Raw genomic sequence first — 22,539 nt, 5'->3', positions numbered from 1 at the left:
TACAGTCGGCTCGGCCGTGATCTGGGTAACCTGCCGGATGCCCACTACGTGCGACGCATCCGCAGTAGGTTCACTATCAAGGCTTTATATCGAGTATCTGACCCAAGCCCAGTGCAGCGGAAAGCAAGCGGCCGTCCGTTCCATTACCTACTGTTATCAACCTAATTGCCGGTTTGAACGTCGTCATTCCGAATGCCTCGCTTGTTTTTCTTGATCGCTTCTTTCAGCTTTCCGAATTTGTAGTTCAAGCTGAGGTTGAAGGAACGAAAATAGTCTCTTCGAATGTCCAGTTGGTTAAAGTTTGGACCAAATGTCTCGCGACGTGCATCCCGGAACCTGGTAAACGGATTATTGAAGGCTGCTGAGAGGGCTAATTTGTCTTTGAACATATCTTTGCTCGCACTAAAGGAGGAACTTACCATGGCATTGGTCGTACCCTGAATGTTGATGTTCGGACCAACCATAGTCAGGTTACCATTCACCCGCCAGCCTTTCGGTAGTTTGTAGCCGGTTGACACATTGGCCTGGTACATAATGCCCTGATTGGAAACCACCTGACCATCCACCACGCCCGAGACCCTACCATGCGCGACTCTTGAATTCAGACTGAAATTCCAGTATTTATTAATCGGGTAATTGATATTCAGCATCAGCATAAACAACCGCGCCCGCCCCGTATTGCCGAACGTAGCTCTGGTGATGTTAGTCTCAGGATTAAAAACAGCCACCGGCATGATCATGTCCCGAAAGTTAGTGTAGCCCGCTCCAACGTTCACGGAGCCTTTTTTTGACGTATTGAAGCCGAGCTGAAAGTCGTTCACAAAGGCGGGGCGTAAGGTCGGATTACCGCTACGTTCAAAGTTGGGGTTTGATCGGTCCACAAACGGATTGAGCTGGTAGATACCCGGACGCTGAATGCGCTGGGTGTAACCAAGATTGAAACCGGCGTTCTTTTTCAATTTACGATTGATGGCAATAGACGGAATGACATTAAAATAGTTCTGATCTACTTTCGAATCGGTGGAGATAAAATCGACTTTTACCATGGTCTGCTCGATCCTGGCCCCCGCTTTCAGCCCCCACTTTTTGAACGTATACTGATACGTGTTGTAAGCGACTAAAACGTTCTGTGTATTGGTAAACCGGTTGCTTCTGGCCGGGTCCGGATCAAATGTATTTGCTTCCTGGTCAAACGATTCAAACAGAAAATCGCTTCGGTTATCACGCATAATCGCTTTCAACCCCGCTTCAACGTTGAGTTTTTTTACCGGATACACATAATCTACCTGGACGGTTTGCTCCGAAAATTGCTGGTCGTTGAACTGTCGGTAATCGGGCAGGTCGAAATTGATCCGTTCGGTAATGTCTACATTGGCCTTCTGGTTGTTGGTATAGCCAAAATATCGGTAGGAAATCGTCAGCAGCCGGTTTTTGTCCACTTTGGCACTTCGCTGATAATTAAAGGCGGCATCCATTCCTCTACCCTGATCACGACTTGTATTGGCCAGCTCATACTGTTCAATCGGTTCAGCGTTGGCATTCAACAGGGAATTTTGGAAGACAAACCCACGGCCCCGGCTACCGTTGATATTGAACTGAGCACTAACCAGGTTGAGCGTATCAATTTCGTAGCTAATCTCGTAGCCCAGGTAACCACTATAATTGTTCGATCGGGTGGTGCCGTTCTGGAAAAGGAGGGATGGATTCAGGTTTCTTGTATCGCGTTCGGAGAACGTACTGATACTCGGCGTGCGATACTGGTTTCCCCCCGTCATCAAAGTCATGCCAAGTTTGCCGAATTTGGCCGATACGGTGCCCCCTACACCCGGCCCGCCCACGGGAAAACGTTCGCTTAGGTTGATCGTGCCGTTATAGCCATTGTCGACTGTTTTACGGGTAATGATGTTGATGATACCCGCCAGTCCTTCGGCGTCATATTTAGCCGGTGGCGTGGTAATCACTTCAATCCGTTCAATCGACGAGGCAGGCATGCTCCGCAGTACGTCGCGGTAATTTCGCTCCATCATGCTTGAGGGTCTCCCATTAATGAGGATTCTGAAATCAGCATTTCCTTTCAGATAAACGTTATTGTCCGCGTCCACTGACAGTAGAGGGACTTTCCGCATCATTTCCAGCGCGTTAAATACCTTGTTTTCGGGATCGGCCTGCATATCGTAGGTAATGCGGTCCACTTCCTGCTTCACAATCGGTTTGATCGCTGTTACCTTGACTTCCTGCAAGCCAATCACCGTGGGAGCAATGTCGATAGTACCCAGGTTAACCGTCAATCGGGCCGTGTCCGACAGATTCACCGGAATCATTTTCGGCTTATAACCAACGCCCACGGCAACGAGCATATAGTTGCCCGGTTTCAAACGGTCGAGCATAAACGAACCGTCCGTTTTGGTAAAATCCACCTTGACAGTGACCTTCTGCTCATTGAGCAAATTGACGGTGATGTAGTCCCTTACTTTGTTGTCGACCGAATCGACTACGGTACCGGTGATTTTTCCCCGGGCTGGTGATTGAGCCAATGAGCTAAAGCCGAGTAAGCTGCAGACGAACATGGCTAAAAGAGTAGAGAGTACAGATCTCATATTTTTTCAAGGTCAAACGTTAAAAAAAGACATGGAAATACCAGCAAGAGATTTTATCTCTTTTAATGCATCTGTTTGATAAATAGGGTGATACCTAGTTGTCCTGATCCCTGGACCGCACCTGTTTTGATTGAGCTAAGGTATAGTAAGGTACTTTGTAAAGCAAGGTACTATGAACTATAAACGTATTTTTGTGATGAGTGGTTATTTATCGAGATCGCTGGTAATCGGTTGGCTCTAAATGCGCTCCAACACGTATTGAGTGGTTTTCAGTTTGACACAAAAGTTCAGGAGCCGACTAGCTTAGGTGAAAAGATCAGCCAGACGTACCGGTTCTTCGCTCGATTAATAGAAAGGTTGAGACCTACATTAGGCAAAGGCCAGCCACGCGTTCGCCAATAAGCGGATGATAAACAGCATCCATACGTAAGAAAGTCGAGTTGGCTCCTAAAGTCGACTACTCACAAACTCCCCCGGCTCAATCGTTGGTTTTCATTCTGAAACAGTTGTTTCCAAGAGTGAGCAGCATCCGGCCATGGCCGGGGTTGGCAGCACTACTTGAACTTAAATCCGGAAGGTGCCTGGCCGCGATTTAACCCCCCTGAAAAGACTCCGCTGTTTATTTCTTTGGATAAACGATTGACGGTGTAAGGGTTCCGAGGTCGTTTATTGTCTTATAAGTGCTGACCTGATTCACTCTATGCCAACCCGTCGCGATTTCGTTAAACAGACAGCCCTGATCGGGGCTGGTGCGCTGACAAGCACTAACCTCTACGCGTACTATGATACACCTGGGGGGTACTCCGCGAACGACAAGGTGGTCGTCGGGATTATGGGTACCAACAGCCGGGGGGCGTTTCTGGCTAAAACCTTCGCCAAACTGCCCAATGTAGAAGTGGGCTACATCTGCGATCCCGACGCTACTGTACTGGCCCGAACCGTCGCAGAGATCGAAAAACTCACTGGCAAGAAACCGCAGGGTTTCAGTGATATTCGTCGGATGCTCCAGCGAAAGGACTTTGATGCCCTGGCAATTGCTGCACCTGACCACTGGCACACGCCGGCCGCTATTTTAGGGCTTCAGGCCGGCAAGCACGTTTATGTCGAAAAGCCCTGTAGCCACAATCCCCACGAGGGTGAGATGCTGGTAGAAGCCAGCACCAAATACAAGAAACTGGTGCAGATGGGTAGTCAGCGCCGGACGTTTACCAACGTTCGGGATATGATTGCCAAACTGCACGGCGGGGCCATCGGGCGGGTTTATTTTGCCCGGGCCTGGTACGTCAACAACCGAAAATCGATTGGTAAAGGTAAGGTTATACCGGTGCCTTCGACCCTTGATTTTGATCTCTGGCAGGGACCGGCTCCCCGCCGGGAGTATCGTGATAATCTAGTTCATTACAACTGGCACTGGTTCTGGCACTGGGGTACGGGCGAGGCCCTCAACAACGGCACCCACGAGCTGGACGTGGCTCGCTGGGGATTGAGTGTTGACTACCCTGTGCAGGTAGTCTCGGCCGGGGGGCGGTTTGGGTTTACAGACGACTGGGAAACACCCGATACTCAAACGATCACCTTCAACTTTCCAAACAACACAGCCTGCACTTGGGAGGGACGTAGCTGCAACGGCTATCCCTCAGAAGGCAGTGGCCGGGGTGTCGTTTTCTACGGCGACAACGGCACGATTGTCTACCCCGGCAGTAATAGCTATAAGGTTTATGACAGTGCCAACAAGCTCGTATCGGAGGTAAAAGACAACACGCCCTATGATCCAGGCAACCCCGTCAGCCCCACCGAACAGCTCGATGGTCTGCATCTGTTGAACTTCTGCCAGGCCATTCGCGGGGTTGAAACCATTAACGCGCCCATTCTGGAAGGACACAAATCAACTCTATTGCCCCAACTCGGTAATATTGCCTACCGAGTCGGCCGTACCCTGCACTGCGATCCCACGAACGGTCACATCCTTAACGACAAAGAGGCTCTGAAATTCTGGTCGCGGGAGTACGCTAAAGGCTGGAATGTAGTGGTGTAGGGGAAGGGGCCGGACCGTCTAGAACTTGTACTCAAAAGGTTAGTATAATTGGAATCAGGTAGTCGGTGTGCTGCCTGATTTTTTTGCTTCGTCGATCCAGAAAATCCACCAAAACGGGGTAAGGGTCAGTTTAACATATTTATCCATGATGTCTATACGCTTTCTGATCATCCTGTGTCTGATTAGCCGCTCTGCCTTCGCCCAAACCTGGTACGTATCCGGCGATGGTAACGATACTAACGACGGTAAAACATCCCGGACCGCCTTCCGGAGCCTGCAAAAAGCCGCCGACCGGGTGCAGCCCGGCGATGTGGTGTGGGTGGGCAATGGGATCTATACCAATGAAGACACCGGTAACGGCAGTGCGGTGCTGGCCATCACCCGTTCAGGCCGGGCCGATGCCTGGATCACGTGGAAAGCTCGCCCTGGTCACACGCCTGTTGTTCGTCCGGCTGGCTGGAATGGTATTCACATCACGGGGTCATACCACGTTCTTGATGGGCTGACGGTGATTGGTAACAACGATTCCATTGTGCTGCTTGCCGCTCAGGAAGACGCCAAAAAGCCCAAACCAAACCCCTTTTTCAACTCCAACGGCATCTTTGTCAATGGGCGTCCGAACCTACCCGATCAGAAGCCGCATCACGTAGTAATCCGCAACTGCACCGTAGGCAAATGCGCAGGTGGAGGCATTGTCGGTATCGAAATGGACTACCTGACGATTGAAGACTGCCGGGTGTATGATAATGCCTGGTTTATGCGCTACGGCGGCTCTGGTATCTCCACACTGAACAACTGGGCCTACAACGATGCGCCTGGCTACCATATCATCATCCAGCGTAATTACGTCTGGAACAACAAAACACTCGTGCCCTGGGAGAAAATCGGTAAACTGAGCGATGGTAACGGCATCATTCTGGACGTGACCGACGGCGAACAGGGGGCTACGAATCCCAACGCAGACGCCCTGGTAAAAGCCGATTCCGGGCAGGCGGCTGCGGCCCGGCCGGCAAAGCCCAAGCGCCCCGAGTGGAAGGGGAGGGCGTTGGTAGCCAACAACATAAGCGTCTTCAACGGCGGTTCAGGTATTCATACCTTCCGTACTCGTCATGTCGACATCATCAATAACACCACCTACCATAACGGTGGCATTGTTGGTTATCAGGAGTTGTTTCCTAACCGCTCGGAAGATGTTGTGATCCTGAACAATGTGATTGTACCACGGCCCGGTGGTAAGGTCACCTCCAACAATCGAAACAATGACATTCGCTGGGATTACAACCTGTACCCAACTGCCCAGGATGTGTTTGTGGGGGCGAATGACATTGTGGCAGAGCCTAAATTTATCAATGTTCAGGCCGATCCGACAAAAGGTGATTTCCGGTTAGCCAGGGGAAGCCGGGCGCTACATTCCGGCACAAATGAACTGGCACCGGGGACTGACATACTGGGCAAGTCCCGCTCCCGGTCAAAAGGCCGCGATCGGGGTGCGTTTGAGCAATGATAACCGATGAAAGAAGATCGAACCTGGCGGCCGGGTGAAACCCTTTATGGTGCTTCTGAAGATGCTTCCTGCGTCAGCATAACAGAAACGCCACTAAAGACTACGCTTAGCTGTTTAAGGTTGACTACTTGCGTCACGAAAGACATTGGTTGTGACCACACGTATTTTGGCCAGGCCTATGAAAATAACATAACCCCAACAGGGCGTTTTGCCCGGCATTACGGTAACCCTCCCCAACAAACGCGAACCTGGGTTGACGGCCGTGAGGAGGACCCAATACTGCGTAAACGGATTCAGGGCTTCGTGCCCAGATTGGTTTCATCGTCCAGATCCGCGCCCGATTCCATTGCCGCAGCTTCGTTGTCGTTGGTGGCCTGATCAAAATCGACTGAATCGTAGTCGGTCTGACCCAGTGTGGGTGCCTGCGGGTCTTGTGGTTCCTGATTTTCCATATCGTTGACTGTGTTTAGTTCGTTATTGGCAGAACCTCCGGGCAAGCGGAAAGTTTACGCAGCTACGGGACAACGGCGCTTCGCTTAGCATACGGTGCAGGACTCATCCAGGTGGGAGTGCTATGTGCTGGGTTTAGCGCCCACAAATGGGAGCAGATCGCGGTAGATGATGTTGTTTTGCCAGAACAACTGCGTCACCATCGGAATGTGTTTCTTACCCGGCAGGACCTTGAATTCATGCCTGATTCCTAATTCCTGCAACCGCTTCTCGAACTTTCGGGTGCTGCTCGCGATGCTTGGGTAGGTACGTTCGCCCGCGTACATCAGAATAGGGGGCGCATCGGACGTGAGGTGATACAAAGCTGATACCTGCCGCCACACGGCCGGGTCTTTGCCGAACGGCACGAGGTATTGCTCGTCGTTGGGGTACTCCATTTTGGTCAGGTAATCGAACATATCCAGGCCGGCCGGATCGTCGAGAATCGCCCCACTGATCGGGTTCCTGTCGACGCCAAGACGGGAAAATACGCTGTCTTTCACCGTCAGCAGAGCCGCCAGGCCGCCACCCGCCGAATGCCCCATAACGTAGATGCGGTTCGGGTCGCCACCGTAGTCGGCAATGTGCTGCCGGGTCCACAGCACGGCTCGGGCACAGTCGTCGACCATGGCCGGCACTTCGACGGTTGGGGCGAGCTGGTAGTTGATAATCACCGCGACGACACCCTGTTTGGCCAGCCGCCGGCCAATAAAGGTGTACAGATTCTTCCGGCCGCTGTTCCAGCTACCGCCGTGAATAAACACAACAACCGGGTAGGGCGTCGCCGATTGTTTACGGGGGCTGTAGACATCCAGGATGTGCCGTTGCGGGTCGAAGCCGGGCAACGTACTGGCAACGTAAGGGATGTCTTTAACCCGTCGGCTGGGCCGGGCTATGGCGAACTCATTGGCAAACAGGAGCATCGTTGTAATAAGGAGCAGGGCAGCAGGCACCTGCCAAACTAATCGATAAAGGCGCATCAGTAAAGGTGTTCAGTATGTAAATCCATACGACAACCGTAAAGTTTACGATTGATCAGGGAGTTTATACGTGGGCGTGGTTTTTTCTGCTTCCGGGAAGGTGGTGGGGCCATCGGTTTTTGAAACGAACGAGCGTTGTTGCTGCGTAGAGCATCGGACGCTACATCCAAGGTTGTTTAGATTGCTGACTAACAGAAGTTTACGTGGTGGCTGAGAAAATTTTCAAAAATTTTTTCTATAATCTGTAATGTTTGGCTGCCGGGCTCGTCTTTGTCATTGAAATGGATGTACAAGCTTTCAAACAACGCATACTTCCGGTCCAGGGGCGACTATTTCGGCTGGCCAAGTTGTTTCTGCGCAACCGCGAAGAAGCGGAGGATGCGTTGCAGGAAGTCTTGATGCGGCTTTGGACCAACCGCCAGGAACTGGATACGTATCACAGCGTGGAAGCGCTGGCCGTTCGGATGACCAAGAATCTGTGTCTGGACAAGCTCAAAGCACACAGCCGCCAGAAAATGGACGATGCGGCCGATATGCTGGAAATTACGGCCGAGGGCGTGTCGCCGTACCGGCAGGTGGAACTCGCCGACAGCGCGGATTTGATGCGCCGACTAATGGACGAGCTGCCGGATCAGCAGAAACTGATTCTTCACCTGCGCGACGTAGAAGAATACTCGTTCGAAGAGATCGAGCAGGTGACCGGGCTTAGTGTCAACAACATTCGGGTGATTGTATCGCGGGCCCGGCAACGGCTGCGCGAGGGTTACGTAAAAGCAAACAACTATGAAGCAGGATATTGACGAACTGCTGGAGCGATACTACGAGGGCGAAACCTCGCTGGCGGAAGAACGCATACTGCGGCAGTTTTTCCAGGGCGACAATATTCCGGCCCATCTGGAAAGCCACGCGGCTCAGTTCAGGCACTTCGCCGACGCCCGGAAGGAACACCCCTCTATGGTGTTCAACAACCGACTGGCCGAGAAACTGAACCAGTCGGAGGCCGGTACGGTACGCAGACTGACGACGTGGAGCCTGCGCATTGCGGCCGGCGTAGCGTTGCTGCTGCTCGGGTTTGCCGGTGGCCTGTTCTACGATCAGTGGCGGACCGGCGAACCGGCGACCTCCCCGGTTGAGGCAACCTCCGCGCTGGAAATGAAAAAAGTGCTGGCGTTTGAACAGATGCCGAATACCTCAGCCAGCGAACGGATTCAGGCGGTGAACCAAAGCTATGAACTGTCGCAGGTTGACCAGGAAATTACGCAGCTGCTGATCAATACGTTGAATTTCGACGCCAACGTGAACGTACGGCTGGCGGCCTGTCAGGCGCTGTTACGTTTCGAGAATGAGCCGGGCGTGCGGGAAGCGCTGATCCAGTCGCTGTCGATTCAGACCGACCCGAACGTGCAGATTAACCTGATCGAATCGCTGGTAGCCATTAAGGAAAAGCGGGCCGTTGATCAGATTCAGCGACTGGCCAGAAATCAACAGGTGCTGGACGTCGTGCGCGTCAAGGCCGAAGAAGGCGTCAACCGGCTGGCGGGTCACAACTCGCCTTCTTAGTTCGGGGTTTGTGGTTTGTGGTTCGTGGTTTGTAGTTGCTCCGCCCATTCAACCACCAACCCCAAACTACGAACCACAAACCACCAAACACAAACAAAACAACTCACCAATTCCCAATTTACGTACCAATGAAAAAGCTCCTTATGCTGGGTGCCACGGCTTTGTGGTGCCTTACCAACACCTACGCCCAGGAATACAAGACCAAACTTGCCAATTCGAAAGACCGCAAAGTGATCATTGAGATTGATGCCGGTGATGTCAAAGTAGAAGGTCACAACGGCGATGAGGTGATTATCCAGGCGTCGTCGGGCCTCGAAGCCCCCCCCGAACGCGCCAAAGGGTTGAAGCCGCTCTACAATTCGGCCGTTGACAACACGAACCTTGGTCTGGCCGTGACACCGGAAAACGGTGGGCTGCGTATCGAAAAAGCGACTCGTAAGGAGATCAAGTATACGATCCGGTTGCCCCGGAAGGTGGCTGTGCTGTATCAGCAAACCAACTGGCGCGGGGGCGACATTGCCATCAGTAATATGGACGGCGACCTGGAAGTACGTACCCACAACGCCGACATCGACCTGATGAACGTAACGGGGCCGGTTGTGGCCAACAGCACCAGCGGAGAGGTCAAGGTGGTGTATTCGACCCTCAGCCAGGACAAGCCGACCGCCATTTCTACGGTTAGCGGACCAATCGACATTACGCTGCCCGGCAACACCAAAGCGAATATGAAGCTGCGGTCGATAACCGGTGAAATGTACACCGACTTTGACCTGGGCCTGAAAGGGACGAAGGACGGTATGCCGCGCGTGGGTGGGGGCAACAACATCGACGGCACAACGAACGGGGGCGGGGTGGAACTCCAGCTTCATACCGTAAGCAGCAACATCTACATCCGAAAGCAGAAATAAATGAGCCGTTCCATCCTCAACCAGTCTACGTGCATGAAAAAGAATATATGCCTGCTCGTGCTTGGCCTGTTCATCAGCCCGGCTTTTGCCCAGAAAATCATTGACAAGAAGCTGCCGTTCACCCAGGGTCAACTGGTCAATCTGAACCTCAAATTCGCCGACAGTATTCAGGTGCGGTACTGGGATAAACCCGAAGTGTCTGTTCGGATCGACGTAACGATCAACGGCGGCAAACTGAACGACGCCCTGCTGGTAACGACCGGCTCGACCGCCGAAGAAATTAGCGTCGGGGTCGATTTTGACAAAGAGATGGTGAAGCAAGGCAAAGCCGAGGATTGTCCCGGCTCCGGCAATACGTCGTGGAACGATCGAAACGGGACCCGCTACGTCCTGTGCAGCGACATCAATTACCAGGTGTACCTACCCCAGAAAGCAAAGCTGAAACTCGAAACCATCAGCGGCAACGTGAACATTCAGGGCGCTACCGAAGCGGTGTCGGCTAAATCCATCAGCGGGTACGTGGACATGAGCTGGCCCCGAGCGAAAGGCGCGAACCTGGCCATGAAGACCATCACCGGCGAAGTGTACTCCGACCTGGACATAAACTTCACGAGCAAGCGCCAGAAGAATCCTATGGTGGGTTATCAACTGGAGGGAACTGTCAACGGCGGAGGGCCCGCAGTTCGGCTCGAATCCATCAGCAACGACATCTACGTACGGAAGAAGTAGATACCGTGAAGTATGGCTGGTAAGCAGTAAAATCTATATTAGTTAATTATAGCACTTTTTTGTCATCCCGACGCCAGGAGGGATCTTCGGGTGAGGCTGAGAATTCCTCCGGCTACCGAAGATCCCTCCTGGCGTCGGGATGACAAAAAAATTGGTAATTCCCGTGTCTAGCTCAGAATTTTCCGGCAGTACTCCATGCACTTTTTGACCTCGGCTACGGCGTTTGAGCCTTCGGGGATTTTGTATTCCAGTTCAATAGTAGCCGGGAAGGTGTACTTCTGCTCCCGCATGAGGTTCAGCACCTGCGTCAGGGGCGTGTCGCCCTGCCCCCAGGGCAGATTGCCCTTGCCGTGGTCGGGCGTCTGGCGATCCTTGATGTGCATGCTGGCAATGCGGTCGTGCTTTTGCCGAACGAGTCCCAGCGGGTCGGGCTGCCCGGCCGCTACGTAGTGACCCAGATCGAAATTCAGGGCGTTGCCCGGCGATTGGGCCAGGGCCGTATCCCAGAACGTAGGCGTTTGCTGCTCATGGCCATGATACCCCACCCGGATGCCGTGTTTCTGCGCCATCTGTCCCAGCTTCAGGGTATGGGCATCGTTGGCAGGGTGCTCCAGCGTGACCTGGTTAGCTCCCAGCGCTTTGGCTGCCCGCATCCCGTAGTCGATTTCGGCGTCGGCATTCTGCATACCAAAGGCGTCGGGCTTGAAGCAATAGATCGAAACGCCCGCTTGGTTATACATCTTGCGGACCTGCTCAAACTTCGACATGGGTACCGACATCCGCCATTTGGCCAGTTCCGCCCGGTAGGCTTTCATCTGGCTCTCAGCCTCCGTGAGTGTTTTCTGCTCGTCGGCGGTCAGAGACTGGTTGTCGCGACGTTTCCGCATCAGGGGATACACCGACCGCATATCAACCGTATTCTTCGGCGCCCCGGCAAATGACTCGGCCGGGCCACCCATCAGCTCAATGGCGCTGATGCCGCTGTCGAGTACGTACTTCAGCGTAGCCTCGGCGCTCTGGTCGGGCAGGTCGCGAAACGAGTACGTAATCACCCCAACCTGAACGCCGTTGATCAGCGAGTTCGGTTTGTTGAGGTTCCGGATGATGGCTGGAGCACCAAACAGTTTATTAGTGCCCACGACGGCACTGGCGGCCAGGGCAGCCGACGCGCCCAGAAATTGACGACGGGATTGTTGATTGTTCATGGCTAAGGTTTCTATACGTACCTAAGCCAGACCAGGCCCGGAATCTACTCACAGGCAGAGATTCCCCGGGTGAAAGGTAGGGGAACAAGCAGACATCAATACGTAAAGATTCGGTCGTTTTCCGTAGCTAACCAAACCAGTACCGTGGGCATAGCGAACTCAGCGGGTTTGCCCTGCAGATCGGCCTCGGTGATGCCCCGGGCTTTGGCCGACATACCCGATACGTAAAACCGCCCACCTGCTTTGACAATGGCTTCGTAATGTTCGCGGAGTTTGCCGGTGCCGACTCCCTCTACTTTATCAAGTTCAGCGTCCCGGAGCAGAGTAGCCGCATCGCCGGCCAGAAATAACGTAACGGAGTGACCTTCGGCCAGCGCAGTCTTGGCAACCAGAAAACCAAGAGCGGCACGGGTAGGGTCGGCGGGGCCGCACGTGATGTGAACGAGCATCTTCATCTTTTTTGTGGTGGGGGTTTGGGCGTAGAGACTACTGATACTGAAGAGAAAGAAGAATGCAATAGCGAGGGTGTGTTTAGCGTGCATGGTTTATGTTCATTTGTGTGGATACGAATAGATTATGAATACGTAATTCGTCAGGCTGCCAGACCAATCTATCAAGATTAGCAGTACGCTGAAAACGAAAATCTTTGACTGCCAATCTATGGCTCTTTGATAACATTTTGCTTTTGCGCCCAACACCCGAAAGGGATGATGGATGAGTAAGTAATTCCCTTGAACACACGTACTTTCAACCTTTACACCCTTTCCCTTGTTGGGCTGAACGCCTGCCTTCGGGACGAGCAACCTATCGCCGGTGGGTTTGTTCTAATTTTTTTATTAACTTATCTGGTGGTATTCAAGATTTCATTTATTAGATTTCTACCTGTTTCTGTTATCCATACTTCGTTGGCATTTTCTAGTGAAGTGTTGTTGTGATTAATCAGCCCTTTGTCTCTAAGCGCTCTTAACTTAATTTTTAATGCTTCTTTTGGCTCGAATTTATCAGTCTTTGCTATTTCTGCTAATACTCCAATTTCTTCACTACTCGTAGTAGTTAAGAGAATCTGTGTTAAGGTGCTAAAGTTTTGAAATCTACTGCTTTCAATAGTTTTATCTCCAATTTGCAATTCAAAACTGCCAAGTTTTGCTTGTTTTGTGCTCTTAACCAAATTCACTATTATATTTCTTAAAATTAATATTTGGCTCTTGTAAATTATAAGTATAAATCCAGCAATTGCCACTGAAGCCACCGTTTGCATGCCTTTCCATGTAGAATAGGCAGCAAATGAAATTAAAATTATAATAGCTAAGATATCCTTAAATGTCATGCTGTAAATTATGAATTTATTAGCTATATTCTATAAACCTGATTGGCAGACAAATTAATAATTTCAAAAAATCTAATACTCTTTCTTCAAGTTTGTCCTAACGAGACATTTGCGTTGTCGGACGTGACCCGGCTGACTAAACGAGATGTTCGTCCTGTCGCCTGCAAGCCGGAAATACAAGCCTAAAGCTGCCTGTCGAGCCGTAGGGTCTGTCGCCGAGACATTGGGCAATCAAGTACTCTTATAGACCTGCGCCCAACGCCAACGGGTGTTGATGGTGGGTGAAAAACTCAACTGAACACAGGTACCTGAACCTTTACACACCCGTTCGGTTGGGCTGTGCCTCTCCTTCGGGGACGTGCAGCCTGTCGGCCGAGAAGCCGCCCACACGCAGAGCGGAAAACGTTATGCCTTACCAGACTGTTTGTTAAGGGCAAGTTGCAGTAGAATGAGAGGCACTACGGGAGCAATAATAGATGAACTCCATCTAACGTCGGTTTTAAGGTAAAACTTTTGGTAAGCGAAATAAACAAGCTGACTCACAATGAGGAGCAACATGATGTTGCGAACCCAGACAATTAGTTTTCGGCTTATGATAGTATATCGGCTCATGATAGAATGACTAATGCTATAGGTAAAGTGGTTAGTTCATCGCTCGCAGAAACACAATCTGCCTAACATACCGAGTTTCCTAATCGGGGCATTTAACTTGTCGCCCGCAAGCCGGAATTTGAAGCAACTTTTTGGACCTGCAACCAACACCCATGAGGGCTGATGGATGAGCACACGACTCAGAACAACAACCACAGCGTCAACCTTTACACCCTCATTAGGATGTACTGTTAAATTACAACCTATTGATTATCAGGCATCGTTCGGAAGGGCAATTTAACAGTTATTCTGGGTTCGTTCGCTCTTGAACACGGTGGCGGTTGGGCTGCCAACCTTCCTACGGGGCGTGCATCCTGTCGCCGGAGAGTTGCCCTATTTATTTGTCTGAGCAAGTTTTTCTAAGTTTTCCTGATAATTCATAATATTAAAACTGCCCAAACTCCTGATTAATTCTAATCCAATGTCTTTCATCTTTTTAGCGATGTCAGCGTCCAAATCCAAAAGCTTTGGAGTGACAACAAGTACAAGACCAACAGAATACGACAATTCTGTAATAGACACGTATGCCCCAACAGGCTGAACAATCATTCCTAATATAGGTACTCCGGTTCCAGTATAATGTCCTGGAATTTCAGATGGCGTTGGATGTGTACCAATTTCGCAGAGTTTGCCATATCTATCTTTGTCTATCGGAACCAGAGAGTTATTTTTTTCTAACATTTCCCTCACTGCCGATGGCTTAAACTGCTTGTATCGTTCTCTACTATTTAAAGCTTTCCATACCTCTATCTTATCAGGGAAAAAGAAGAAAAGATGAAGTAAATTGGCAATTTCGCCTATTCCTCTTGTAAGCATCAAAGACTCATCGTAGAAACAACCTCGATATAATTGAAATGAGCTAATAGCTTGATTTACAACTTTACCTATTAATTTTTCAATCGAATGATCGCCACCGATACATTTCCAATAACAACAAGCAGCTTGGTACAAAAGTGATAAAGCATTCCCCAAATTATTAATGGCTTTGGGGTGTTTTGCACCAGAAATTCTTTCAAAAAGTATTGTTTCTTCTTCCGCTTGCTTGAATCCTTGACTGAGTATATCAAGAAAATTATTTGTGTTGTGTAATTCTTTTTGTTCAGTATTCATTTGCAGTTTATTTCTTCAAAAGGGCCTTGTTTGAGTTGTGAATGCGTCGAGTACTGGATTAGCTTGTCGAACGCTAGGTGGCAAACCCGCTTTTAAAAGTTGCTCGATCTAAGACGTTTCTCGTGTCGACAGAAGCTGACCAACGAGCCACAACCTGCCTACTAGGGCGGCTTCCTTGTCGCACGGACGGCGGCAAACACTCCCAGCTTTGGCCGGAACACCCAACGACCCAGGGGGTTGATGGGCAAGCACACAACTCACCTGAACATACGTACCTCGGACCTTTACACCCCCTGCCGGTTGGGCTGCGTCGTTTGACCTTGCGGCCTGTACCTTGGCACCCGGCAGCTACCCCATAGGGATCGGACAACAACGCACATACCTATTTAACTCGTTAGCGTAACGAGCACTTTGGCAAGGCTATTAACTTCTTGATTCTTTTCATTTTGATTTATGGCTATCGGCAGTGGATTACCAAAACTAACATCACAAATTCTTGTCCATATTCCAAGATAAACCAATTGAACAACCGCTCTATCACTAGTCAAATCTGCGGGTTCATTTGCAAGGCTCATTGCTCGATTTATTACGGCTCGTAATGGATACCATTTTTTGTCAAACAAAAACGAGCGAATGTTTCCTGTGTTAAACGGAAGTTGTCCATTATCACACTCTTGGATAGCTTGATTTAGATGATTTAAGGTCATAAAAATAGTTTATGTTACTTCAATTAGACTTTAAGCAATACTGCTAGACTTTGAGCAATACTGTCTGTCGGCTATGACATAACTGATTTCTCAAGACCTCGCCTGTTGGAGCGTTCACCCTGTCGCACGAACGCTGACCCGCAAACCAAAACGTCGACTTTCTGGGCACTTGGCCTGTCAGACGAGACCCAGAAATTGATGCCCAAACTTGCCTACGCGGGCATTTAAAATGTCGCCCGGACGCTGGAAGTAGAAGCCCAGCATGGAAAAACACCCAACAAGTGTATGTACGCCAAACTGCGGAACTATATCTTATTCAAAATCAACTACATTTGCTTCTGCAACTAATTCGAGTCAGACGAACGGACTTGCAATAACAAATAAGTTGTTTTCCAGCAGAACTTCCAACTTAGATTAGCACGAAGTGACTAAACGGTATGTACAGGTACAAATACCCGTGCAGCGGGTGTGGGATATTGAGGGCTATCCCGATTACTTCTTCGATGAGAAAGAACAGCTTTACCGGTTCAACGCTCGGGGTGATGTAAAACCACTCCGCCGAACCGTGAAGCGGTACACCTAGGGCTACACCCTCAAAAGCCGGTTCTATAGCCTGTCACAACTGCGGCCAATGCTTCGGCGGCATGTGCCAACTACCAACGTGTGGTAATGAGCAAACCCTACTGACATAGGGCTGTCACCAAGGGCGGTTTACTTTGTATCATCAACCAAACGCAGTAAATCGTATGTCAGTCGTAGCCATGTTTGCCAAAGAACTGGAGCAGGAAGCCCAAACCACGCGGAAGATGCTCGAACGCGTACCCAACGACAAATTTGATTGGCAGCCCCATCCCAAAAGCATGACGGTCCGCCAGTTAACCACCCACATCGCTGAGTTGCCGGGTTGGGTAAAACTGGCCCTGACCACCGATGGCGTTGACTTCGCTACAACCCCCTACGTACCCGAAGACATTAACAACACAACCGAGCTTTTGACTCTCCACGAGCGGTCGCTGGATGAAGGGCGGTCGTCGCTGGGGCAGGCTACTGACGAGCAACTGGAACCAACCTGGATACTCCGGAATGGCGATGAGATTTACAGTGCTACGTCGAAGGGTGAGATGATCCGGATGTCGATGTCGCAGATCATTCACCACCGGGCGCAGTTGGGTGTGTACCTGCGGCTGCTGAATATCCCGATCCCCGGCAGCTACGGCCCGAGTGCAGACGAATTAGGGTTTTAATTAAACGTAACTTTAAACGCAGAGGGGCAGAGATAACGCAGAGAGCACAGAGAAAAAATTTGCGTACTCTGCGTTATCTCTGCCCCTCTGCGTTTAAAAACTTACCCCGGTGATTTCTTTGACTTTCTCGAAGAAGCCTTTCTTGCGGGGGGAGCTGATCTGCCAGTTGACCGGGATGGACTGGTAGCCCTCATCAAAACCTTCGTCCTTCATGCGGTAGTCGAAGAAACCCCAGGACGCGTAGACGCTCGTAGCCGCTACGAAGTTGTTGGCGGGTTTATCAAAGTCGAAATGGTCGTCTTCGTTAAAGACGATGGGCATGGGGCGATAACCGGCCACCGCACGGGTCTGCTGAACCATCTCCTTAATTTTGTTCGGGTCACTGACGCCGTTGCCGTGCAGCAGCAGAAAGTCGGCCTCCCGTACTACGTTTTCTTTTGGAATGGTACCCCCGCCATAGCTCGTGCTGACCAGCAACCGACGACCCCGCAGCTTCTTTGCCTTCACGCGCCGAATGAGCTCGTGGATACGATCGGGCTGCAAAATGGCGTGGTCGTACCGGATGTTGCATTCGTTGTTAATCTCGACCAGTACGTTCTGATACCCTTTTTCGAGCAATTCACCCGTAATGTTATCGACGGCGTTGATCACGGCGGCTTCGTCCTTGAGCCGCTCGTCCTGCCCGAAATAAAAGTACCCTAGAATCACCACCATACCCAGCTCGTCGGCTTTGTCCAGAATCCGGACCAGTCTCCGCATGTAGTACGGGTGGTAGCTGCCGTCGGCGTTGAAAAAGGAGTTATGCCAGGGTTGCTCTTTGGAATACCCTTGCGGACTGCCGCCCTGCAGATTGAGCGTAATGGCCAGCAGCCCATGCTGTTTCCAGGTTGGCATGGCGGCTACGAACTCGTCGGTGTTGCGGTCGGGGTTCCAGACTTTGGTGTCCGGGTAGGCCCACTGCGCCCGTGTCTCGGGATTCTGATCATCGAAAATGCCCTGGACCATTCTCGAATTAGGCAGCAGCCCCTCAATGCGGTACCCGTTCCACGTCCGGCCCCTGAACGTCGGCTGGCCGTTGATATAGAACTGATCTTTAACGATGGACACCGTCGTCCGGCGCCTGGGTGGTTCCGGTGCAGCTTCAGAGGTGAGGACAATGAAGGAAACGAGGGTGAGCAGAAGTAGTTGCATGGCTAAGTTGTTTAAACGCAGAGGAGCAGAGGATTCGCGGAGTTCACAGAGTTTTTCTCTGAGTTCTCTGCGTATTCTCTGCTCCTCTGCGTTTACTAATTTAAACAGTTCGTGGATCGGGGTGCACCCACGGCTGGCGGTATGGCCGCTGCAACAGCGCATTGGCTTCCTGATCCCCCACAATCTGGCGTTTCTGCGGATCGTACACCACCGGGCGACCGGTCTTCATGGAAATATTTGCCATAATGCAGCTCGCCGTCGAGATGTGCCCTTCCTCGATGTCGGCAACCGGCCGACCACCTTTTTCGATCGCCGACAGGAAATCGAGCATGTGCAGGCGGGTAGCGGGGGCCGCGTTCAGTTCAATCCGTTCTTCCTTGAGGTCTTCGGGGTATTTCTCTTTTTCGTAGACGACGTCCTTGTGAATCTTCTCGCCGTCCTTACCCTCGGGGATGAAATCGTAGGCCATCGTGCTGGCCCACAACGTACCCTTCTCGCCGTAGAGCGTCAGGGACCACGGATAGGCCGGGTTGTTTGGCGTGCCCCAGGTGCGGTGCTGCCATACGGCGTTCAGCCCGTCAAACTCAAACAGGGCCGTCTGCGTATCGGAAATGTTGGACTTACCGTCTTTCTGGACGTAGATGCCGCCCGTCGACGTAACGCGTTTCGGCCAGCCCAGCTTCAGCATCCAGCGAACCGTGTCGAGCATGTGGACGCACATATCGCCCATGATCCCGTTGCCGTATTCGTTGAAGGTCCGCCACCAGCGGATGTGCGGCAGACCGTCGTACGGACGTAGCGGAGCCGGACCGGTCCACATGTCGTAGTCAAGGAACGCCGGTACGGGCTGGACGGCCGGGTTTCCGTTGGCCCGCATGTGGAAATAGCAGCACATCTCTACGTGCTTGATGTTACCCAGCAGACCCGCATCGACGATGTTCTTCTTGGCGTCGATCAGGTGGGGGGTACTTTTGCGCTGCGTACCCACCTGCACCACCTTGTTGTACTTGCGGGCGGCCGCCACCATCGCTTCACCTTCCATCACGTCGACGCTGATCGGCTTCTGGACGTAGACGTGTGCACCGGCCTTCAGGGCGTCGATGGTTTGCAGGGCGTGCCAGTGGTCCGGCGTACCGATCAGCACAATGTCCATCTTGTTTTCGGCCAGCATTTTGCGGTAGTCGCCGTAGAGTTTGGGCACCTTGCCCGATTTCTGGCGCTCGCTGACGAGCTTACCGGCCGCGTCGAGGATGTTTTTGTCAACGTCGCAAAGGGCGACTACCTCGACCGGGGCCACCTGAATCAGGCGGAACAGGTCGCTTTTACCGTACCAGCCGGTGCCGATCAGCCCAACGCGGTACGTTTTTGCCTGGGTAAAAGGCATCGCGGTGGCTCCCAGCGAGGACAGAGCCAGCGACGCCGAAGCGCCTTGTATGAATTGACGGCGATTAATCAGAAAATCGTTCATGCGCAGTAAGAGGTTTCGGGTGGTTAAGGCCGGGTGTTAGTTCCTACGTGGCATAAAGTCGAGTTCAGCGCGTAATTACTGTCCTATAGCGGGCAATCTGAAACGGCCGCCCGCCGGGCACCTTATTTCTTGCCGCTCCGCTTAATCGGCCGGCCGTACTTAGCCCGCTTCTCGGCGGCATGGTCGCGCCGGACGTTGACCTTTTTGTTCTTGTCAATCTTCTCGTGAAAAGCGCCCCCACCTTCATCGGGACGGGGTTGTCTGACCGGCGGGGCTTTCATGTGGAGCTGCGGCTTTTCTTCATCGAGCAGTTCGTCGGAGATAAGCAGCCGTTCGGGCAGCGGCAGCACTGGAATCGTGTAGTTCATCAACCCCTCAATGGCCGCCAGTTTGTCTGTTTCCCGCTCCGACACAAACGCGATGGCTTCGCCTTGCCGGTCGGCGCGTCCGGTCCGGCCGATGCGGTGAATGTAGGTTTCCGGCTCGTCCGGCGTATCAAAGTTGATCACGTGCGATACGTCGGCAATGTCCAGCCCCCGGGCAATAATGTCGGTCGCGATCAGCACCCGGTACGTACCCGCCTGAAAGCGGTTGACGGTCTCGAAGCGGTAATTCTGGGATTTATTGGAGTGCATCACCCCCACCTGATCCGGCAGTTCGCAGGTGAGTTCGTCGTAGAGCCGGTCGGCCAGTTCCTTCGTCGCGACGAACACGAGCACGCGGTTCATGTCGGGCTGCTGATTCAGCAGGCGTTCCAGAAGGTTCACTTTGGTGTAGAAGTTCGGCACGTTGTACGCCGACTGTCTGATGTTGTCCAGGGGCGTTCCGACGGGAGCCGCTTCGACCCGCACCGGGTTGTTGAAATACGTATCGAGCAGGGCTTCCACATCGGCGGTGAGGGTGGCGGAGAACAGCAGGTTCTGGCGTTTGGAAGGCAACAGATCCAGAATGGTGGTCAACTGCGCCCGAAAGCCCAGGTTCAGCATCTCGTCGACCTCGTCGATAACGAGTTTTTTGATGGCTTTCACCTTGACAAACTTGCCCGTCAGCAGATCGACCAGCCGACCGGGCGTCGCCACCAGCACGTCGACGCCCTGCTGCACCTCGGCGGCCTGGGTTTTGAGATTAACACCCCCGTATACGCCGACCGTCACGACGTTCAGGTAGGTGGTCAGTTTTTTGACCGCTTCGACCACCTGCACCACCAGTTCGCGGGTGGGTACAATGATCAGAACCTGAGGGAGTTTCTCCTTCGAGAACTGGAACTGCCGCAGACAGGGCAGGAGGTAGGCGAAGGTCTTGCCGGTGCCGGTCTGCGCAATACCGCACACGTCCCGCCCCGACATCACCACCGAAAACACGTTTTCCTGAATAGGCGTCGGCGTGGTATAGCCCAGTTCGTTCAGGGCATTGAGGAGGGGTTTATTAAGATTCAGTTCGTCGAATGTCATGGCCTTGCTGTCAACTTTCGACTGCGAAGGTACGGGCTATCCGGCGAACCCACCAGAAATGGGTAGATTATCACTGCGTAAATTCGGTTCGGAACAAAGAGGTTGTTTGGAACACTAGTACCTGTTAATTTAAGCGCAAAATACCCAAGTCTTATGGATGACCGTGTTCAGACGATTGTCAATGACTTCAGGGCGGCAATGCAGTCGCTTTATGGAAAGCGGCTCGATCGGATCGTGCTGTTTGGTTCTTACGCTCGTGGAGATTACCACGACCACTCTGATATTGATTTTATGCTGGTACTGAAAGACGAGTCTATTTCCCGCTTAGAGGAAATAAATCGATTTTTAGCTGCCCAGTCAGAGCTTAGTTTGAAGCATAACGTAACCGTATCAATTCTGCCTACCAGCTATAAAAAATACAGTCAATCGGCGCAGCCGGTGTATTACTTTGCCCGTCTGGAAGGAATATTGGTATGAAAGACATAAGCCAACCGGTCTGGTCCAGAGCGTTAGAAAGCTTAGGTGATGCGGCTGCCAATCTGAAGGAGGAACGGTATCTTGTAACCTTGAACCGTAGTTACTATGCAGTTTTTTATGCCGTCACTACGTTGCTTTTCGAGCAAGATCACTTACATACGAAAAGCCACTCTGGGGCGCATGCAAAGTTTCGAGAGTTGTTTATCAAATCGGGTTTGATTCCTAAAGAAGCTAGCTTGTGGCTCGATAAAACTTGGGAGTTACGACAAGCCGGAGATTATGATTTTGAAGATATTGTGACAGCCGAGGAGGCTATTGAAGCACTAGAAGCGGCAACTCACTTCATAAGGGCTGTAGCTGCTTATCTTAATACAGCTTTATCAAACTAACTCCTTTCAATTTTTAGATTCATCTTATTCTTGTCCTGCTGTCAGTCCAACTCTGACAGCAGGACAAGTGCGTTTAGCCGGCGCCCTGGCTGGTGTTCCAGATGTCGCGGTGGAGAAACCATTGATCGCCCTGCTGCTTCCAGATTACAACGTATTTGCCGTGGTCAATCAGGTCGCCGGTGCTGGTGCTCAGCCGATAATTACCAATCTCGATGGCGGTATCGCCGTGCTGCTCGGCTTCAACGGTCGTGAGTTGAGCTTGGGCAACGCCCATGTTCATGGCGCCCTGCCAGAACTGGCCGATGGTCTGCGGTCCCTTCTGCTCGTTGCCGCCGGGGGGCAGGAGCATCGCGTCGTCGGTGTAGAGCGCGGCCAAGGCCGATACGTCCTGGTGGCGGAAGGCGGCTTCGAACGCGTCGTTGCCCTGCCGGATCTGATCCAGAATGGAGGCTGTGGTTGAGGTTTGCATGGGTTTAAAACGTATGGATGTAGACTACAGGCAAAAACATACCTGATC

General features: G+C 51.8%; 22 protein-coding genes. 10 read left to right on the top strand and 12 right to left on the bottom strand.

The window, feature by feature from the left end; translation table 11 throughout:
* Nucleotides 1–161: 161 nt before the first annotated feature.
* The gene (locus DYU11_RS12640) at nt 162–2,567 is read right to left on the bottom strand and encodes an outer membrane beta-barrel family protein (protein WP_229365803.1); all 2,406 of its coding nucleotides are present in this window, start codon (nt 2,565–2,567) and stop codon (nt 162–164) included.
* Between the two features lie 730 nt (nt 2,568–3,297).
* Between DYU11_RS12640 and DYU11_RS12635 the strand changes: the two genes are divergently transcribed.
* The gene (locus DYU11_RS12635) at nt 3,298–4,632 is read left to right on the top strand and encodes a Gfo/Idh/MocA family protein (protein ID WP_119668023.1); all 1,335 of its coding nucleotides are present in this window, start codon (nt 3,298–3,300) and stop codon (nt 4,630–4,632) included.
* Nucleotides 4,633–4,777: 145 nt separating this feature from the next.
* Nucleotides 4,778–6,136, top strand: coding sequence for a right-handed parallel beta-helix repeat-containing protein (locus DYU11_RS12630; protein WP_119668022.1), 1,359 nt, complete (start codon nt 4,778–4,780; stop codon nt 6,134–6,136).
* Between the two features lie 293 nt (nt 6,137–6,429).
* Here DYU11_RS12630 and DYU11_RS33480 read toward each other — a convergent pair whose 3' ends face one another.
* The gene (locus DYU11_RS33480; protein ID WP_199736718.1) at nt 6,430–6,588 is read right to left on the bottom strand and encodes a hypothetical protein; all 159 of its coding nucleotides are present in this window, start codon (nt 6,586–6,588) and stop codon (nt 6,430–6,432) included.
* Nucleotides 6,589–6,708: 120 nt separating this feature from the next.
* Nucleotides 6,709–7,605, bottom strand: coding sequence for an alpha/beta hydrolase (locus tag DYU11_RS12625; protein WP_119668021.1), 897 nt, complete (start codon nt 7,603–7,605; stop codon nt 6,709–6,711).
* 281 nt (nt 7,606–7,886) lie between these two features.
* Here DYU11_RS12625 and DYU11_RS12620 point away from each other — a divergent pair, with 281 nt between their 5' ends.
* The 4 genes from DYU11_RS12620 (at nt 7,887) to DYU11_RS12605 (ending at nt 10,802) form a co-directional block, all read left to right on the top strand.
* Complete coding sequence (locus DYU11_RS12620) at nt 7,887–8,405, top strand: GFO_1088 family ECF-type sigma factor (RefSeq protein ID WP_119668324.1); 519 nt, start codon at nt 7,887–7,889, stop codon at nt 8,403–8,405.
* Complete coding sequence (locus tag DYU11_RS12615) at nt 8,389–9,165, top strand: HEAT repeat domain-containing protein (RefSeq protein ID WP_119668020.1); 777 nt, start codon at nt 8,389–8,391, stop codon at nt 9,163–9,165. The genes DYU11_RS12620 and DYU11_RS12615 overlap by 17 nt, the downstream gene beginning before the upstream one ends.
* A 128-nt stretch (nt 9,166–9,293) precedes the next feature.
* Nucleotides 9,294–10,073: a DUF4097 family beta strand repeat-containing protein gene (locus tag DYU11_RS12610; RefSeq protein ID WP_119668019.1), complete on the top strand. Its 780-nt coding sequence runs from the start codon at nt 9,294–9,296 to the stop codon at nt 10,071–10,073.
* 33 nt (nt 10,074–10,106) lie between these two features.
* Complete coding sequence (locus DYU11_RS12605; RefSeq protein ID WP_199736717.1) at nt 10,107–10,802, top strand: DUF4097 family beta strand repeat-containing protein; 696 nt, start codon at nt 10,107–10,109, stop codon at nt 10,800–10,802.
* Between the two features lie 167 nt (nt 10,803–10,969).
* Here the strand turns inward: DYU11_RS12605 and DYU11_RS12600 are convergent, their stop codons facing one another.
* The 5 genes from DYU11_RS12600 to DYU11_RS32975 all read right to left on the bottom strand — a co-directional run bounded on the left by DYU11_RS12600 (nt 10,970) and on the right by DYU11_RS32975 (nt 15,802).
* Nucleotides 10,970–12,007 carry a sugar phosphate isomerase/epimerase family protein gene (locus DYU11_RS12600; protein ID WP_119668017.1) on the bottom strand — a complete coding sequence of 346 codons (1,038 nt, stop codon included), beginning with the start codon at nt 12,005–12,007 and terminating at the stop codon, nt 10,970–10,972.
* 95 nt (nt 12,008–12,102) lie between these two features.
* Complete coding sequence (locus DYU11_RS12595; protein WP_229365802.1) at nt 12,103–12,549, bottom strand: DsrE family protein; 447 nt, start codon at nt 12,547–12,549, stop codon at nt 12,103–12,105.
* 299 nt (nt 12,550–12,848) lie between these two features.
* Nucleotides 12,849–13,334, bottom strand: a complete 486-nt coding sequence (locus tag DYU11_RS12585) for a hypothetical protein (RefSeq protein ID WP_119668015.1) — start codon at nt 13,332–13,334, stop codon at nt 12,849–12,851.
* 984 nt (nt 13,335–14,318) lie between these two features.
* Nucleotides 14,319–15,095 carry a hypothetical protein gene (locus DYU11_RS12575; protein WP_119668013.1) on the bottom strand — a complete coding sequence of 259 codons (777 nt, stop codon included), beginning with the start codon at nt 15,093–15,095 and terminating at the stop codon, nt 14,319–14,321.
* Between the two features lie 386 nt (nt 15,096–15,481).
* On the bottom strand, nt 15,482–15,802 hold the full coding sequence (locus DYU11_RS32975) for a hypothetical protein (protein ID WP_147367933.1): 321 nt from the start codon (nt 15,800–15,802) through the stop codon (nt 15,482–15,484).
* Between the two features lie 424 nt (nt 15,803–16,226).
* Here DYU11_RS32975 and DYU11_RS33635 point away from each other — a divergent pair, with 424 nt between their 5' ends.
* Both DYU11_RS33635 and DYU11_RS12565 read left to right on the top strand, forming a co-directional pair.
* Nucleotides 16,227–16,385 carry a hypothetical protein gene (locus DYU11_RS33635; protein WP_229365801.1) on the top strand — a complete coding sequence of 53 codons (159 nt, stop codon included), beginning with the start codon at nt 16,227–16,229 and terminating at the stop codon, nt 16,383–16,385.
* Between the two features lie 163 nt (nt 16,386–16,548).
* Nucleotides 16,549–17,046 (top strand): DinB family protein, encoded by a 498-nt coding sequence (locus tag DYU11_RS12565; RefSeq protein ID WP_119668012.1) that lies wholly within the window; start codon nt 16,549–16,551, stop codon nt 17,044–17,046.
* Between the two features lie 93 nt (nt 17,047–17,139).
* Here DYU11_RS12565 and DYU11_RS12560 read toward each other — a convergent pair whose 3' ends face one another.
* From DYU11_RS12560 to DYU11_RS12550, 3 genes are all read right to left on the bottom strand, one after another.
* Nucleotides 17,140–18,237 carry a hypothetical protein gene (locus DYU11_RS12560; protein WP_119668011.1) on the bottom strand — a complete coding sequence of 366 codons (1,098 nt, stop codon included), beginning with the start codon at nt 18,235–18,237 and terminating at the stop codon, nt 17,140–17,142.
* Nucleotides 18,238–18,337: 100 nt separating this feature from the next.
* Complete coding sequence (locus tag DYU11_RS12555) at nt 18,338–19,705, bottom strand: Gfo/Idh/MocA family protein (protein WP_119668010.1); 1,368 nt, start codon at nt 19,703–19,705, stop codon at nt 18,338–18,340.
* 122 nt (nt 19,706–19,827) lie between these two features.
* Nucleotides 19,828–21,156: a DEAD/DEAH box helicase gene (locus tag DYU11_RS12550; protein WP_119668009.1), complete on the bottom strand. Its 1,329-nt coding sequence runs from the start codon at nt 21,154–21,156 to the stop codon at nt 19,828–19,830.
* A 153-nt stretch (nt 21,157–21,309) separates the two neighbouring features.
* Between DYU11_RS12550 and DYU11_RS12545 the strand changes: the two genes are divergently transcribed.
* Together DYU11_RS12545 and DYU11_RS12540 are read left to right on the top strand one after the other, a co-directional pair.
* A complete protein-coding gene (locus DYU11_RS12545; protein WP_119668008.1) occupies nt 21,310–21,633 on the top strand; it encodes a nucleotidyltransferase domain-containing protein in 324 nt (107 codons plus the stop codon).
* Complete coding sequence (locus DYU11_RS12540) at nt 21,630–22,022, top strand: HEPN domain-containing protein (RefSeq protein ID WP_119668007.1); 393 nt, start codon at nt 21,630–21,632, stop codon at nt 22,020–22,022. The genes DYU11_RS12545 and DYU11_RS12540 overlap by 4 nt, the downstream gene beginning before the upstream one ends.
* Before the next feature lie 73 nt (nt 22,023–22,095).
* Here DYU11_RS12540 and DYU11_RS12535 read toward each other — a convergent pair whose 3' ends face one another.
* Nucleotides 22,096–22,491 carry a YybH family protein gene (locus tag DYU11_RS12535; protein ID WP_119668006.1) on the bottom strand — a complete coding sequence of 132 codons (396 nt, stop codon included), beginning with the start codon at nt 22,489–22,491 and terminating at the stop codon, nt 22,096–22,098.
* Nucleotides 22,492–22,539 lie beyond the last annotated feature (48 nt).

Source organism: Fibrisoma montanum, assembly GCF_003583365.1.
Classification (GTDB): domain Bacteria; phylum Bacteroidota; class Bacteroidia; order Cytophagales; family Spirosomataceae; genus Fibrisoma; species Fibrisoma montanum.
Note: the sequence above shows the minus strand (reverse complement) of the source record. Positions and strands in the feature narration are given on the sequence as shown.